The sequence below is a fragment of the Paenibacillus enshidis genome (assembly GCF_042136365.1).
GTDB lineage: Bacteria > Bacillota > Bacilli > Paenibacillales > Paenibacillaceae > Paenibacillus > Paenibacillus enshidis.
Genome location: NZ_JBHHMI010000014.1, coordinates 51,115 through 65,166, shown reverse-complemented (window position 1 = coordinate 65,166; position 14,052 = coordinate 51,115). Strand labels below are relative to the sequence as shown.

At 50.5% G+C, this 14,052-nt stretch carries 12 protein-coding genes and 1 riboswitch; of the genes, 3 read left to right on the top strand and 9 right to left on the bottom strand.

Annotated elements, in window-relative coordinates:
- Positions 1 to 158: 158 nt before the first annotated feature.
- From ACE41H_RS16095 to ACE41H_RS16085, 3 genes are all read left to right on the top strand, one after another.
- Entirely contained in the window at positions 159 to 812 is a 654-nt protein-coding gene (locus ACE41H_RS16095) for a response regulator transcription factor (RefSeq protein ID WP_375356456.1), read from the top strand.
- Positions 813 to 814: 2 nt separating this feature from the next.
- Positions 815 to 2,212, top strand: a complete 1,398-nt coding sequence (locus ACE41H_RS16090) for a sensor histidine kinase (protein WP_375356454.1) — start codon at positions 815 to 817, stop codon at positions 2,210 to 2,212.
- A gap of 74 nt (positions 2,213 to 2,286) precedes the next feature.
- Positions 2,287 to 2,937 carry a hypothetical protein gene (locus ACE41H_RS16085; protein WP_375356453.1) on the top strand — a complete coding sequence of 217 codons (651 nt, stop codon included), beginning with the start codon at positions 2,287 to 2,289 and terminating at the stop codon, positions 2,935 to 2,937.
- A 235-nt stretch (positions 2,938 to 3,172) separates the two neighbouring features.
- Here the strand turns inward: ACE41H_RS16085 and ACE41H_RS16080 are convergent, their stop codons facing one another.
- From ACE41H_RS16080 to ACE41H_RS16040, 9 genes are all read right to left on the bottom strand, one after another.
- Positions 3,173 to 4,588, bottom strand: a complete 1,416-nt coding sequence (locus ACE41H_RS16080; RefSeq protein WP_375356452.1) for a M20 family metallopeptidase — start codon at positions 4,586 to 4,588, stop codon at positions 3,173 to 3,175.
- Between the two features lie 7 nt (positions 4,589 to 4,595).
- A complete protein-coding gene (locus ACE41H_RS16075; protein WP_375356451.1) occupies positions 4,596 to 5,165 on the bottom strand; it encodes a cysteine hydrolase family protein in 570 nt (189 codons plus the stop codon).
- A 23-nt stretch (positions 5,166 to 5,188) separates the two neighbouring features.
- Positions 5,189 to 5,761: a cysteine hydrolase family protein gene (locus ACE41H_RS16070; protein ID WP_375356450.1), complete on the bottom strand. Its 573-nt coding sequence runs from the start codon at positions 5,759 to 5,761 to the stop codon at positions 5,189 to 5,191.
- A 114-nt stretch (positions 5,762 to 5,875) separates the two neighbouring features.
- On the bottom strand, positions 5,876 to 6,934 hold the full coding sequence (locus ACE41H_RS16065; protein ID WP_375356449.1) for an ABC transporter substrate-binding protein: 1,059 nt from the start codon (positions 6,932 to 6,934) through the stop codon (positions 5,876 to 5,878).
- A 52-nt stretch (positions 6,935 to 6,986) separates the two neighbouring features.
- Positions 6,987 to 8,360: an MATE family efflux transporter gene (locus ACE41H_RS16060; protein WP_375356448.1), complete on the bottom strand. Its 1,374-nt coding sequence runs from the start codon at positions 8,358 to 8,360 to the stop codon at positions 6,987 to 6,989.
- Complete coding sequence (locus ACE41H_RS16055) at positions 8,347 to 9,150, bottom strand: ABC transporter ATP-binding protein (protein ID WP_375356446.1); 804 nt, start codon at positions 9,148 to 9,150, stop codon at positions 8,347 to 8,349. The genes ACE41H_RS16060 and ACE41H_RS16055 overlap by 14 nt, the downstream gene beginning before the upstream one ends.
- A gap of 33 nt (positions 9,151 to 9,183) precedes the next feature.
- Positions 9,184 to 9,978 (bottom strand): ABC transporter permease, encoded by a 795-nt coding sequence (locus ACE41H_RS16050; RefSeq protein ID WP_375356444.1) that lies wholly within the window; start codon positions 9,976 to 9,978, stop codon positions 9,184 to 9,186.
- A gap of 30 nt (positions 9,979 to 10,008) precedes the next feature.
- Positions 10,009 to 11,643, bottom strand: a complete 1,635-nt coding sequence (locus tag ACE41H_RS16045; RefSeq protein ID WP_375356443.1) for a PucR family transcriptional regulator — start codon at positions 11,641 to 11,643, stop codon at positions 10,009 to 10,011.
- A 37-nt stretch (positions 11,644 to 11,680) separates the two neighbouring features.
- Positions 11,681 to 13,405 carry an allophanate hydrolase gene (locus ACE41H_RS16040; protein WP_375356442.1) on the bottom strand — a complete coding sequence of 575 codons (1,725 nt, stop codon included), beginning with the start codon at positions 13,403 to 13,405 and terminating at the stop codon, positions 11,681 to 11,683.
- Positions 13,406 to 13,905: 500 nt separating this feature from the next.
- A riboswitch (guanidine-I (ykkC/yxkD leader) is annotated at positions 13,906 to 14,003 on the top strand.
- The last annotated feature ends 49 nt before the right edge of the window (positions 14,004 to 14,052 follow it).

Genomic DNA, 14,052 nt, shown 5'->3' with positions numbered 1-14,052 from the left:
AATGAGCTAGCTCTTAACTTAGCAGTCTGCACAAAACAGAAATGGCCTGCGTGCGTTAACTAGCTAAGAATCCCATGGCTTTAGCCATGCTGGAGGCTCAAAACTCTATAATAACTTTCAAGCGGGGATTTGGTATCATGGCGGTGGAGTGTGATAAGATGGCCAAAATTTTGATCGTCGATGATGAGAAGGCAATAAACGACCTGATTGCGCTGAATCTGAAAATGGTCGGGCATGAGTACGTTCAATTGTACAGCGGCGAGCAAATCCCGGAGCTGCTGAACAAAATGCGGATTGATCTGGTCATTCTGGACGTGATGCTGCCGGGCAGAGACGGATTTGATCTCGTGGGAAGCTTTGTGAAACGGGGCATTCCGGTGATTTTCCTGACAGCGCGAAATGCCGTTTCAGATAAAGTGCACGGCCTGGAGATCGGGGCGGAGGACTATATCGTCAAACCGTTTGAGGCGGTGGAGCTGATTGCCCGGATTCATGTGGTGCTGCGCCGAAACCAGAAGAACACAAGTGAATTCAGTCTGGACGGGACGACGGTGGATCTGGACAAGCATATCGTCACGGTGAACGGACAAGTCGTGGAAATGACCAATAAAGAATTTCAACTGCTCGAATTTCTCATTCAAAATAAAAATATCGCGCTTTCCCGCGAAAAGATCATCGAGCAGACCTGGGGCTTTGACTTCTATGGGGAAACGAGAACCGTGGACGTGCATATTCAGCGGCTGCGAAAGAAGCTGAACTGGGAGCACCGCATCAAGACGGTGTACAAATACGGTTACAGGCTTGAGGTGTAAAGGTGAAATTTTGGCAGAAAACGTATTTGTGTGTGCTGCTGGTTTTCTTGATCGCTTTTGATATCGGGGCCTATGCCTTGCTGCAAAAAAGCTACCAGTTAAACGAGCAGATGGATATGTCCAGAGGTGTAAGCGAATATGAGAGCATCGATAACTCGCTAAGTTATATCCTGCAGGTTTTTGCTAACAGCACCGGCAGTACGGCTTATGAGCTTGTGATTTCCGGTTTTGCTGATAATTACTTTGCAGAGGGCGTTCTGATGGAGGTGTATGAAGGGGAGCGGCTGGTCTTCTCCAATGCCTATCAGTTTGAGAGCGCGCGCGAGGAATTGCAGGGAGAGCAGCGCGAAACGGTATATCGGAAGCTTGACGGGGAGCTGTGGATTTTTGTGGGCGGTAGCATGGAGTTTAACGGGCTCAAGCTGGTCATATCCAGGAGCTCCGCTTATCTGCAGGATTATTACAATACGCTGATCAGCTATTTTATAACCTTGAGTGTGGTCATTTCCGTCGTTTTATCTGCCGTGCTCATTCTGCTGCTGTTCCGGCTGACTGCCCCGATCCGAAATCTGAACAAAGGGGTAAGGGACATCGCTGCGGGAGCTTATCACCAAAGAGTCAAGATTAGCGGAAGCGACGAAATCGCCGAATTGGCCGGGGATTTCAACAAAATGGTGGATGCAGTATCCACAAATATTGAAACGATGCAGAAAGCAAACGAAGACAAGGAAACCTTCATCAATAATCTGACTCATGAGCTGAAGACGCCGATTACGGCGATCAAGGGGTATAGCGAATTTTTAAATCATGCCAACAGCACGGAGGAGGACCGCAGAATGGCGATTGATTACATTCATGAGCATGTGGCCAGGCTGGATTTGCTGTCAGGAAAATTGATGGAGCTGCTGTATTTGAAGAACGAGGAGATTACCTTGCAGCCCGTGGAGGTTGAAGCCTTGTTTGCTTATGTGGAACAGATGGAGCAGCATGATTTGCAAGCAAAGCAGATCAAGTTGGTGAAGGAATGCGAGGCAGAGCGGATATATGGAGATCCCGTACTGCTGCAGACGTTGTTCATGAACCTGGTGGAAAACAGTATCAAGGCTTCTCCTGACGGGAGTACAATTCTTCTGAAAAGCAACTTTCGGGACTCGCATGTCGCCATTGAGGTGACCGATTTCGGAAAGGGCATCCCGGATAAGGATATCGAAAAAATTACCGAAGCCTTCTACGTTGTAGACAAATCCCGTTCCAAAGAGCTGGGAGGCATCGGGCTGGGGCTGTCCATCTGCAGTCAAATTGCCCGGCTCCACCATGCGCAGCTGTGGATTGAATCCAAAGAACACGAGTATACGAAGGTGTCCGTTCATTTTACAGCTTCGTTACAACTCGAACACTAGTCCATAATACGCCCCCCTCATAATGAGCTTGTAGTTACGAAATCCCAATCAATCAAATGACGGAGGTAAGGAAAATGAAAAAGAAGCTTTATGCCACAGCACTTACGGTCGGAGCGGCAGTGACTTTAATCGCGGGGAACGGTGCATTGTCAACCTATGCGTTTGCCAATGATACGGCTCCCAGTGTAAAGGTGACCGGTCAGCATCAGCAAACAGAGTTTGAGGGCAAAATTCGTCCCGCGGTCCCTGCCACTCCCGAGAAAACAAGCGGCAAGGAAGGGTCAGTCAGTGACTTCGCATTATCACCAGGCTTCTCGGCCACTCCCGAGAAAACAAGCGAAGATATGAGCGAGGACAAAGCGGTGGACATTGCCCAGGAAGCGCTTGAGGAGAAATTTGATGTATCCCTGGATGGCATGAAGGCTTTCCCGGTCTTCTGCACGAGAGAGGATATGGAGGGAACGTTTTATTTTGTATCGTTCGCGGATGTCCAGGTTGTAGATGCCCAGCCGGCTGTAGTGGCTAAAAATGGAGAAACCGGCTCCAGTGAGACCAGTAAGGTCAGTGAGACTGTGCAACTCTCTATTGCAGGTGATGGTGGCAACCCGGATATCTACATCGCATTTGTAAATTCCAAAACTGGCGAAGTCGTTTCCCTTGAAAAAAATCCGACAGCGTCATCGGATACAGTAGCGCCAACAGCGCCAGCTGAGCCGGCCAACTAACGGGCAGTTGGGACATGGCAAACAAGAAGAGGGATCCCAAAATCTACTCTTCCCAGCGAAGATTGAAGCGTTGGATGGAATTCCCGTTCGGGTTTTGGGGTTGTGGTAGACTGCTAAAGCAATCCATTGCAGCTAAGTAAAAAAAGGTTTTTAATTCCATATATGGAACAAGTGCCTCTTCAAGAAAATGGGGGCACTTGTTCCGGTCATTAATCGATATATTATTTTGTTAGCTCTACGCTCTCCCCGGATCCTTTACAGGTGGTTGGATATGGGCGGGTATCGGGCAAACGTACCCCTCCATGCCGCCCCGGTTTTGCAGCTCACGTTTGGCCTCCTCAATGATATCTGGATGAGCAAGTAGTTCCGCTGCGGTTGCTGCCATTACTTTGGCAGCATGCAGCATTCCCTTATGGCTGGCTGTTGACTGGCCCTGTGCGACCATCTGCCATGAGTGAAACGGCGTATTGGCGGCATAGCATACCGTTTCCAGCTGAGCCGTAGGAATAATCCAGCTGACATCGGCGACGTCCGTCGATCCGAGCATACGTCCCGTCACAGGTTCATAGGGATCCAGCGTCTCCGGCAGGCAGAATTCAGCGGCAGCCTGTTCCTGCTGTAGTGTCGATACAATCGAGCTTGCGTAACTCTGCTCTTCCTCAGTAAACTCAGGTACCCCAAGGGCATCAAAGCATTGATACATTACCTGCTCCAATGTCACGTTCGGTATGAGGTTGGAGCAAGCCTTCTCGAAGTGAATCTGCGGCTCCGTTCCCGTCATGAGGGCAGCCCCCTTGGCAATATCGTTAATCCTCGCGTAAATATCCTCCACCTGACGCACCTCCGAAGCACGGATCAAATACATGACCTCTGCCGTCGATTGTACGACATTGGGAGAGAATCCGCCGGTATCCGTAACAGCATAATGAAAGTTCACTTCCGGCGGAACATGCTCTCTTAGATAATTGGCTCCTACGTTCATCAGCTCTACCGCATCCAGTGCGCTTCTTCCCGTATGGGGACTGGCCGCCGCATGGGAGCTTTGTCCATGGAATCGGTAGCGGATCTGAAAATTGGCCGAGGATGTCTGGGAGACGACGGCATTGCTGTAGCCCGGATGCCAGGTCAGGGCCGCATCCACACCGTCAAAAGCTCGTTCTCTTACCATAAATGTTTTACCGGAGCCGCCTTCCTCGGCCGGACATCCATAATAGCGGATTGTTCCGGAGAGTCCGGTTTCTTCCATAAAAGTCTTCAGGGCAAGCACTGCAGCCAAAGATCCCGTTCCCAGCAAATGATGGCCGCATCCATGGCCGCTGCCTCTCTCCAAAATCGCTTCTTGAAAGGCTATACCTGCTTTCTGGCTTAAGCCGTCCAAGGCGTCGTATTCGCCGAGTATCGCAACAACCGGGCGGCCAGTCCCATAAGAGGCCATAAATGCCGTGGGCAACCCGCCGATGCCCCGCTCGACCACAAACCCTTCCTGCTGCAGCTTGTCCATCAGCAGTTTGGCTGATTCGAATTCCTCGAACTTCGTTTCGGCCAGTTCCCATATCCGATTGCTCAGCTCCGTCATGGATTGCCGGCGCAAGTCAACAAGGTTGGCAATCCGTTTCCAACCTGCCTGTGTAAGCTCTCTTGAATGTTCCATATGCCGGTTAACAGGTCAGTGCAAGCACGTCTGCGGTTGTGATATTTGCGCCTGTTTGCAGATATTCCATATTTTTTAACGCCATGTCGTGAGCCTGCCGGCTTGTACCTATAACGGCGTCGGATACGACATGGAAATGGTAATCATGCTGATGGGCATCCACAGCGGTGAAGCGGACGCAGATGTCGGTCATGCCGCCGATCAGATAAAGGCGCTTAATACCAAGGCAGCGGAGCAGCAGATCAAGATCAGTCGCAAAGAAGGCGCTGTACCGACGCTTTGTAATAATGTATTCCCCTTCAATCGGCGCCGTGGATGGGTGAAACTCTTCGGCTGGAGTTCCCTCCAGACAGTGAACCTTCTCTACACCGTCCAGCTCACGTCCGAAATCGCTATGGTCGGCGCGGTGAAGCTCGCGGATTTGGATAACCGGTAAATGAAGTTCACGGAAATGTTTAATAACCTTCGGGGCGTTCAGCATGCATGTGCCACCCTCCATGACGGGAATGGCGTCGCTTTCCGTATCGTTTTGAATGTCGATAACAAGAAGCGCACTATGTTCAGGTATTTTAGCCATACAAGTCTCCTCCTTCTGGGGGTTTAATTGAACAAGTCTTCCACGGAAATTACGGAGCCGGTTTGAAAATACTCAATGTTGTCAAGGGCCGCCTGTGCGACCTCGTCGCTGCTTGGCGTACCGCAGGCTTCTTTGAATACGTGAACGTGATAGTTGTACTGATGCGCGTCAACGGCTGTGTAGTGAACACAGATGTCGGTCATGCCTCCGACCAAGAATAGATGCTCGGCCTTTAGTCCGCGCAGCAGAATTTCAAGATCAGTGCCAAAAAATGCGCTGTACCGGCGCTTGTCAATCGTATATTCACCTTCGATTGGGGCAGTTGGCTCGTAATAGATTGCTTCCGGAGTGCCCTCGACGCAGTGGATGTTCTCCGCGCCGTCAAGCTCGCGTCCGAAATCGACCAGATCCTTGCGGTGAATTTCGCGAATATGGATGATCGGCACGTCACCGCGTGACCGAAAATATTCAGTGACGCGCTCCACATTTTTTAAGTAGGCCAGCCTTTTTTCCGGAATTCCACGCGGATGTTTGGCCGGATCGGAATTTTGTACGTCGATGAGGATATATACGCTATGCTCGGGAATCGTAATCATAATTACCGCCTCCAATATGGTTGGGTGCGGGCCATTCGGTGAAACAACGTCAGCCCGGCCCGCGTTTATGTTTTGGGTCTTACTGTGAAAGGAATGGTTATTTTCGATCCTCTGTCACCACAGGAAGTCTGTGGACACGAGCTCATTTACGTCAAAAGGTTCTTTAATGACACCAATGGAATTATAGAAATTCACGACATCCTGCATCGTTTCATACAGCCATCCACCAGCGTCCATCCCCTCATGATTATCTTCCAGCGTGTACAGGTGAACAGTCGGGAACATCGTCTTTACTTCCTCGGCGCTAACCTGAAGATCGTCGGCTGTCAGCTCGGCGGCGGCATCAAGATCGCTTTCTACATACTGTGTGGCATCCTCAACCGCTTTAAGCGTGTTTTGCAGCCATTCCGGTTTTTCTTCCGCGTTCTTGGCGGATACGACCATTACGTCGAGGATCGTATTTTCCATGTCTGCGGTCGAAATAATAATGTTGCCGTTTCGGGCGGTCGTACCTTGCGACAGATATGGTTCGAATGTCGTTGCGGCATCGACGCTGCCTGCAACAAAAGCGGCACCCCCTTTGCCAGGCCCCATGTCGACAAGATTGATATCTTCGACCGTAAGTCCGGCCGTTGACAGTGCCTTCGCCAGCATATAGTGCGTGACTTCCCCGTATTGGGCAGTAACGGACTTTCCTTTCAAATCGGCAACCGTTTTAATGCTCGCATCGGCTACAATCCCGTCAGCTCCCGTAGAAGCGTTGTGCAGATAAACGATTTTCGGCAGACTGGAAATATCGGAGCCTTCTTCAATCAGGGCGTTAATCGAAACGAGGTAGGACTGAAGGGTTGTAAAAACAATGTCGACATCCCCGGTTATAACGCTCATGAGCGGCGAAGTGTTGCCGAAGGCGCCGATCTGCAAATCCACATTATGAGCCAGATCAAATTGCTTGTCATTCACTGCGTATACCCCGATGCCCCCGATAAACGGCGCATAGGCCGTTTTTACAACGACAGGTTCCTGGGTCTCTGCAGAACTGCTGCCCCCTGTACTTGCCGTCCCGCTCGCGGAATTACTGTTTCCGCATGCGAGCAAGCTGGTCACCATCGTCACCAATAGCAGCAGGGTGGCTCCCGTTTTTATTAATCCGGGTCTGTTTTGTTTTTTCATCGTTTCTCCGCCTCCAATACAAAATTTTTATGGCTGATTATCATCCGGCAAGTTAATTCACCAGATTGCGAATCCATTTGTTGCTCCGGATCCTGATCCGGACAAGGGCGAATTTGCAAAGATCGTCAATGATGACGAAGAGAAACACAATTTCAATTCCGAGACCAAGCGCGTAGCCGGTCAGGAATGTCAGCGGGAGTGATACGCACCAAAGGGTCAAATTATCAATGATGAAGCACATCTTCGTATCTCCACCCGCTCGCAGCGTACCCATGATGTGGATGAAATTCATGCCTTTAACGGGCATAATAGCAGCCAGGTAAATAATAATGAGAATGGCGTTATTGCGTACTTCATCCGAAATTCCTTGATATAACAGGAGCATAAACGGTGCGCCCGTGACCATAAGAATGCCGGTAAGAACACCGAGTATGGCGGTATAAGACTCCATTCGCTTCGAGTAGTAGGGGGCTTTCTCCGGGCTGCCTTCACCGATCGTCTGGCCGAGAATGATCGCAGCCGCTTGTCCGGCACCGATAAAGAAGGCAATAAGCAGCTGCTCCAGCACCTTGGCAATGCCTGCCGCCGCGCCTACCGTGTAACTCATATGGTAGAAGACTACGCTGTACAAGGCGTAGCCAATACTCCATATCGTCTCGTTCATAATGACCGGGAAGGAGGTTCTGAAAAAGACGGACAGGAACTGCTTTCTGGCTGAGAGCAAATCGTTGATCCGTGGTGCAAAGCTCCTGAATTTGCTGTACAGCACACTCGTCATGATGAGCATTTCAATCATTCTCGCAGCGACAATTGCCCAAGCCGCACCTTGAATACCGAGAGCCGGAAGGCCATAGACGCCGAAGATGAGCCCGTAGCTGAGAACTACATCGACGAAGATGGTCAGGACGGCAATGCGCAGCGGGAATCCGGGCTGTCCAATATTGCGAAAAATCATGGTGCAGGCGAGCGACATTCCTGTTGGCAAATAACTCAGGCAGACAACCTGCAGATAATGCACAGCTGGCAGGATTACTTCATTATCATTAGAGAATACATTCAGCACCTGCTGAGGGAAACACAGCCCGATGATCGTAAATAGTCCGCTGATGGCCAGGATGAGAGAGAAGGCTAGCGCAGAAGCGATTTTAAGGTGGCTCCGGTCCCCCTTGCCGTAATATTGCGACACAAAAATGGTAGCCCCGCTGACGATCCCGACAATGATCAGGTTCAAGATGAAAAAGACTTGACCGGCCAGGGTGGTGGCGGATACCTGCAGGTCTCCGAGCTGACCTACCATCAACGAGCTGAGCGTATTTGTTATGCTCGTAAGCATACTCTGCAGCCCAATCGGCAGAGACAGCAGCAGGAAGCTCTTCAGAAAGGGCACATCCTCGCGGAAGGTTGAAATCAGATTAGGTTGCCGCATGAAGCTCGTTCCTGAAATCACCGGAGTGCAGCAGACTGTGAATCTTTTTCCGGATTTGAATGAACTCATGGGTATCCTTCAAATCAAGATCACGGCGGGTAGGCAGATCAATCGCGATGTCCGCAATAATTCGTCCCGGGCGGGCGCTCATGACGTATACTCGTTGGGACAGAAAGACCGCTTCCTCGATGTCATGTGTAATGAAGATGACGGTATGCTTTTCTTTCTCCCATAGTTCGCGCAGCTGCAACTGCATGTTTCCCTTCGTATCCGGATCAAGTGCGCCGAACGGTTCATCCATAAGCAGCACCTCGGGGCTGTTCGCAAGCGCCCTGGCGATAGCCACACGCTGTTTCATGCCTCCGGAAAGCTCCTTTGGCAGCCTGTGGCGGAAATCAGTCAAGCCGACGAGCTTCAAATACTTCTCGACAATCTGGTCGGCTTCGGCTTTTGACATCTTTTTAACCTTCAAGCCAAAGCGTATGTTGTTCTCTACCGTCAGCCACGGAAAAAGCGTATAAGCCTGGAACACCATGCCGCGGTCTGCACCGGGTCCTGTCATAATCCGGTTATCCACCATAACGTCACCGGTGGTAGCCTCATCCAGCCCGGCAAAGATGCGGAGCAGGGTTGATTTACCGCAGCCGGAGGGGCCAACCACGCTAATGAATTCATTGTCTGCGATATCCATGTTGATATCCTTCAACGCGAACGTTTCCGATTTTTTGGACCGGTAAATCTTGTTAAGGTTTTTGCAGGAGATTTTTGCGTTGGACGCTTGTTGCTGCATGGAGGTTCCCCCTTTTGCGTAATTGCTGTTTTTTTAGACATCCTCAGCCCAATGGAAAAGGCGCTTGTTGATCAGGGCGAATATACGGTCGAACAAAAGTCCAAGCAGGCCAATCACGAATATTCCGCCAAAAATGATATAGGTTTTCATGAAACGTTCCGCGATCATAATGTTGTAGCCGAGGCCGGAATTGGAGGCGAGCATCTCTGCCATAATCAAATACGTCCAGGCCCAGCCCATCACCATGCGCATCGTATCCATAACGTTAGGCATGATGGCAGGAATGATCACGTGCCCAATGACCTGTCCTTGTGAAGCACCGAGCGTATAAGCGGTGTTGATCAGGTCAATTTGAATGCCCTTGACAATATCTGCGATCATGGCCGTCATGGAGAAAACGGCGCCTATGACGATGATAGTAATTTTGGCGGTTTCACCGACCCCGGTCCAGACCATGATCAGCGGGATTAGGGCGGATACCGGCAAGTAGCGGAAAAACTCAATAAGCGGCTTCATAACGGCATTCACTACCTTGTAGGTGCCTGAGAGAAGCCCCAGGGGCACACCGATGACTACGGCGATCAGGAACCCCATCAACACGCGGTAACAGCTGATGCCGATATCCTGCCAGATGCTCCCATCCTGAATCGTTGAGAACAGATAAGAGAAGGTGGCTTGCGGAGTCGGTAGAAAGATGGGCTCAATGCCGGAGAAGTTGCTGCCTACATACCACAGAACAATCAGTAATAAAAATGTAATGGCCATAATGGAGTTAAAGAGGCGGGGGTGGATATCCCGGCGGATCCGAAACAGGCTTCGATTGTTCATTCAAATCTCCCCTTTCATAGGTTGTCTGCTCTACTCTCCCATTTCATAGATCTTCAAGCCCATCTGCAGCTGAAGCCGTGCTTCCGGATCGTCAAACGAGATGCCCAGCATAGACTTGATTTTGTCGAGACGGTACACAACGGTATTGTAATGGGTATACATTGCCTGAGCGGTAAGCTTGATGTTGCAGCCCATTTGAAAATAGACCTTCAGTGTCTGAATGAGACTGGAATGATGCGCCTCGTCGTATAGAACCATGGGTTTGACATAGCGCTCCAAAAATTTATCGATGTTCGTGTGCTTGGGCAGCAGGCTCAAGACGGCATATATACCGAGCTGCTCCCAGGTGATCAGCTTGGCGTGTTCCTTGCTGATGCAGGACGCGACATATAAGTTCTCCGTATCGATATAGCCTTTGTGGACGGACATGGGTTCGCTGGATTCACCAATGCATAAGGAGAAGGCGTTCGTGCCGCATACATCGGCAATCTGGTGGGAGAGTCGTTCGGCATCTTCCGGCGAAAATGAGGCGCTGCTGTCTGAATGCTGCGGAAGGAGCGTGACGATTTTTCCGCCGATGCCCGTGAACAGAGTATTCTTCAGCGTGGAGCGGTTCAGTTCAGCGATCAGCGCTCTATCCGGAATTGGCGGTGAACCGGAATGAAACTTGACGACAGCTACACGGTAGTTGTTGGATGAGAGGCTGTCGTAGCCGTAAAGCTGCCCTTTAATGTCGAGCTCCTCCGGACTGGGGATGACACCTGCCAGCCAGTCTTTCAAAAAATCGTCAAAGTACTTGGCCTTAACAAGCTTGTATGTGTTCTCTCCGCTTAATCTGATGTTCAGCAGCAGCAGGATACGGGAGACGGTGGATAAATCAAGCTCGCTGCAAGCGCCATTCTTCTCGGCAAGCAGCACGAGCACCGGATCTTTCTCCGTTTCCCAAAGGTTAAACATATGCAGGTTCACACTGCCCTCCGGGGAGGTCTTGTCCTGAACCTTCATTACGCTGTGCCTCGGGGACGACCTGGAGTCAAGGCTTTGCAGTTGGCTATGGAACGGTTTGAAATAGGCTTCATGCCTGGGCGAAGCGATAAGTTGGCTGAAGGCGTCGAGAATGCAGAGCGGGTTGCCAATCATGTCCTCGACCGTTTCGATAATTTGCGGGATTTCCCGCCCGTGCAGCATCAGCTCTGACACTTGTTCAAGCCGCTGCTGCAGCAGCAGGACATTTCTCGTCTCCAGGGAAATAACCTTCTCCATGACCTCACGCACCACATTGGAAAAGATCGTTGACTCCTGCAGCTCGAATAGCGGCAATTGATGCATGTCCGCACAGTCAATGATTTGCTGAGGAATTTCGGTAATAAATCGCTTGGGCTTAATCCCAAGCGCGGCAACTCCCCGCTCGACGAGCTCCGGAATAATGTCTAGAAAAGCGTCCATATTGTGATGATGCGAATAAGCGGTTGTCACCAGGAATTCGTTGGCCTGTGCCCAGTTCTGGATATCGGGAACCTCCATGATGTTGACCCGGCTGATGATGTTGTCCAGTCGGGTTTCGCCCGCGAGCAGCTTCAGGTCAGGGAGTGATGTCATATGAAACAGGTCTCTGCAGCGGAAGGCGAAGGAGGCCTGCTCCGAGGAAGTGCCGGTCGTTATCATGGTTCTCGCCTCTTTCCTTTTGGTGAATGTGGAACGTTTATCCTGTCGCGGGCTTGCTGCTCTGCTCCGCGGCCGCCCAACCGCCATATTCGGTAATATCTTCTCCGCCGATCTCGGCATAGGGCTCGCATATGAAGCCTGTGATTTCGCTGCCGCTCTGTATTTTTATTTTTCCAAGCCCGAGGGGGGCAGGGACTCTGCGTATGAATTCACCCAGTTGGTGCAGGGGAATCCGCCACACTTCAAGCTCAATAGAGCTTCCAAGCTCGGAACGAATCAGACCGGGCTTGGGTGGGATTGTATCCAGTCGAATGAGGCGATAGCAGGGGGCTGTCCGGTCAGGCCGAACGAAGGCGGCGCCGCATTCCAATAATTGCTTCTCCAGCGGGAAGCCCCGCATATGCAGGCCGCACACGGCCAGTTCGATGGCATCGGTCTTTATAAATTCGATGGCTGCACCTTTGAGGAGGCGGTCCTGACCCCTCATGGCGAACATGGTAATGCCAAAAGGCAGTCGCTCATCCGCGTAATCGGATGGGAGAGCAATAGCACTTAAATCAAGCAGGTTGCAATGGTTGGTGTAATAGCCCATGTCGCTGTTCGTGGAAATCGGGGAGGCCGCCACCTGCTCCCGCGTATATGTTCCGCCACAGGTCGGCATCACGAGAATGGCGTCCTGCATCATCTGATCCGTCTGCTCTTTGTATTCGCGAAGCTGGTGCAGTGCCGTAAAGACCGAGGCGGCATCATATCCCCGGTCAAGCGAGGAGCGGAGAATTTGCTCCGTCACCGGGAAGATCTCGCCGGGATGCGAGTTCACAAATGCTCCTAAATCGGACCAGCGTTCGGCGATCCAGGGACCGTCATACAGAATGCTGGATACTTTACTGAAAATATCGCAGTCAATATATTCGATTGGAATTCCGCATTGCTCCAAACGCTTGACTGCTTTGTCCCAGGCTGCCCGGTAACTGTCCTGATAGTCTCCGTAAAAGAAGAGAGGCTCTTTCGGCAGCAGTAGTTTTCGTGGTTTGCTTGAAGCGATAGTCGGGTAAATGTGGGAACTGTTATCTTTGTCCTTTACTCCGCGCACGACGGAATCGACCAGATAGGCATCCTCAAGCGCGGACGTGAATACGGTCACACAATCGAGAGTGGCGCAAGCCGGTACAACCCCCTTCGCCGGCCAGTCGCCAATCGACGCTTTGTAGCCGATGAGACTGTTCAATGCGGCAGGAACGCGTCCCGAGCCAGCCGTGTCAGTGCCGAGCGAGAAGACGGCTTGTCCACTGGCGACCGCCACCGCCGAGCCGCTGCTGGAGCCGCCGCTGATCAGTTCGGGCATCAGAGCGTTATGCGTCTCCCCGTAAGGACTTCGAGTGCCGACCAGTCCTGTGGCGAATTGGTCCAGATTTGTTTTGCCGACCGGAATGGCCCCGGCCTCGATAAGCCTTGCAACAACTTCCGCGCTTTGTTCGGGCGTATAGACGTAAGCGGGACATGCCGCTGTAGTGGGTATCCCGGCCAGATCGATATTGTCCTTAATCGCGAAAGGAACTCCCCAGAGCGGGTGATGCTCTGGATCTTTGTCAATCAGACCGTCCAAATAAGGCTGAATGAATGACAGGGAAGGAGGGACGATCCAGATATTTAAATGCTGGTTCTGTTCCGCTCTTTCAATAATGGACTGAATCAGGACTTGTGGTGTTGTTTTTTTGTTCTTATACATAGTCTTCAATGTGGCAATGGTCAGCTTCTCCAACTGTGAACCCCTTTCTAATGAAATTCGCAAGCTGCGGTTTTAAAAGAATGAATCGGATTTAGTGTTATTATTTATTACACGAAAAAACTTTGGTGTTAATATTCTTTTGTTTATGATAGATTTTTGTGAATTAATTTTACATCAAATTATGCTCTTAATTATGGTTCCTGTTGTCGAAAGCTGTCAATACATCACAAATAAACTGAATTATTTTTATTGTTCATTTACAGAATGAGTCTGATTTACTGATCGGTTTTTGTGAAGATTTCACAAAAAAATGGGCTCGTATTTGTATTGAAGCGTTGAATATGCATGGTAAATCAAGATTTCTGGATAAGAAGTAAAGGGAGGGAGAGTTGGATTCAAGGCGGTTCAGTTGTAATTGATAGAGGATAAATATAAATTATTTTATAACCAAGGAAAATTTTTATTGTTTGACAAGCGGACGAATTTGTTGTTATGTTATCTGACATAACGTCCGTCGACGTAAACCGAATAGTTTTTTAGTTTACTAGGGTTCCGTCTGGAAACAGAGTCTGGTCCGAGAGTAAACGGTCTCGAAAGCGGGACTACACGGAAGGACAAAAACCTGGGAGATATCGGAAAGGCGTCAAGCCTCAAGATGATGTCTCCTTGTTGTTTTTTCG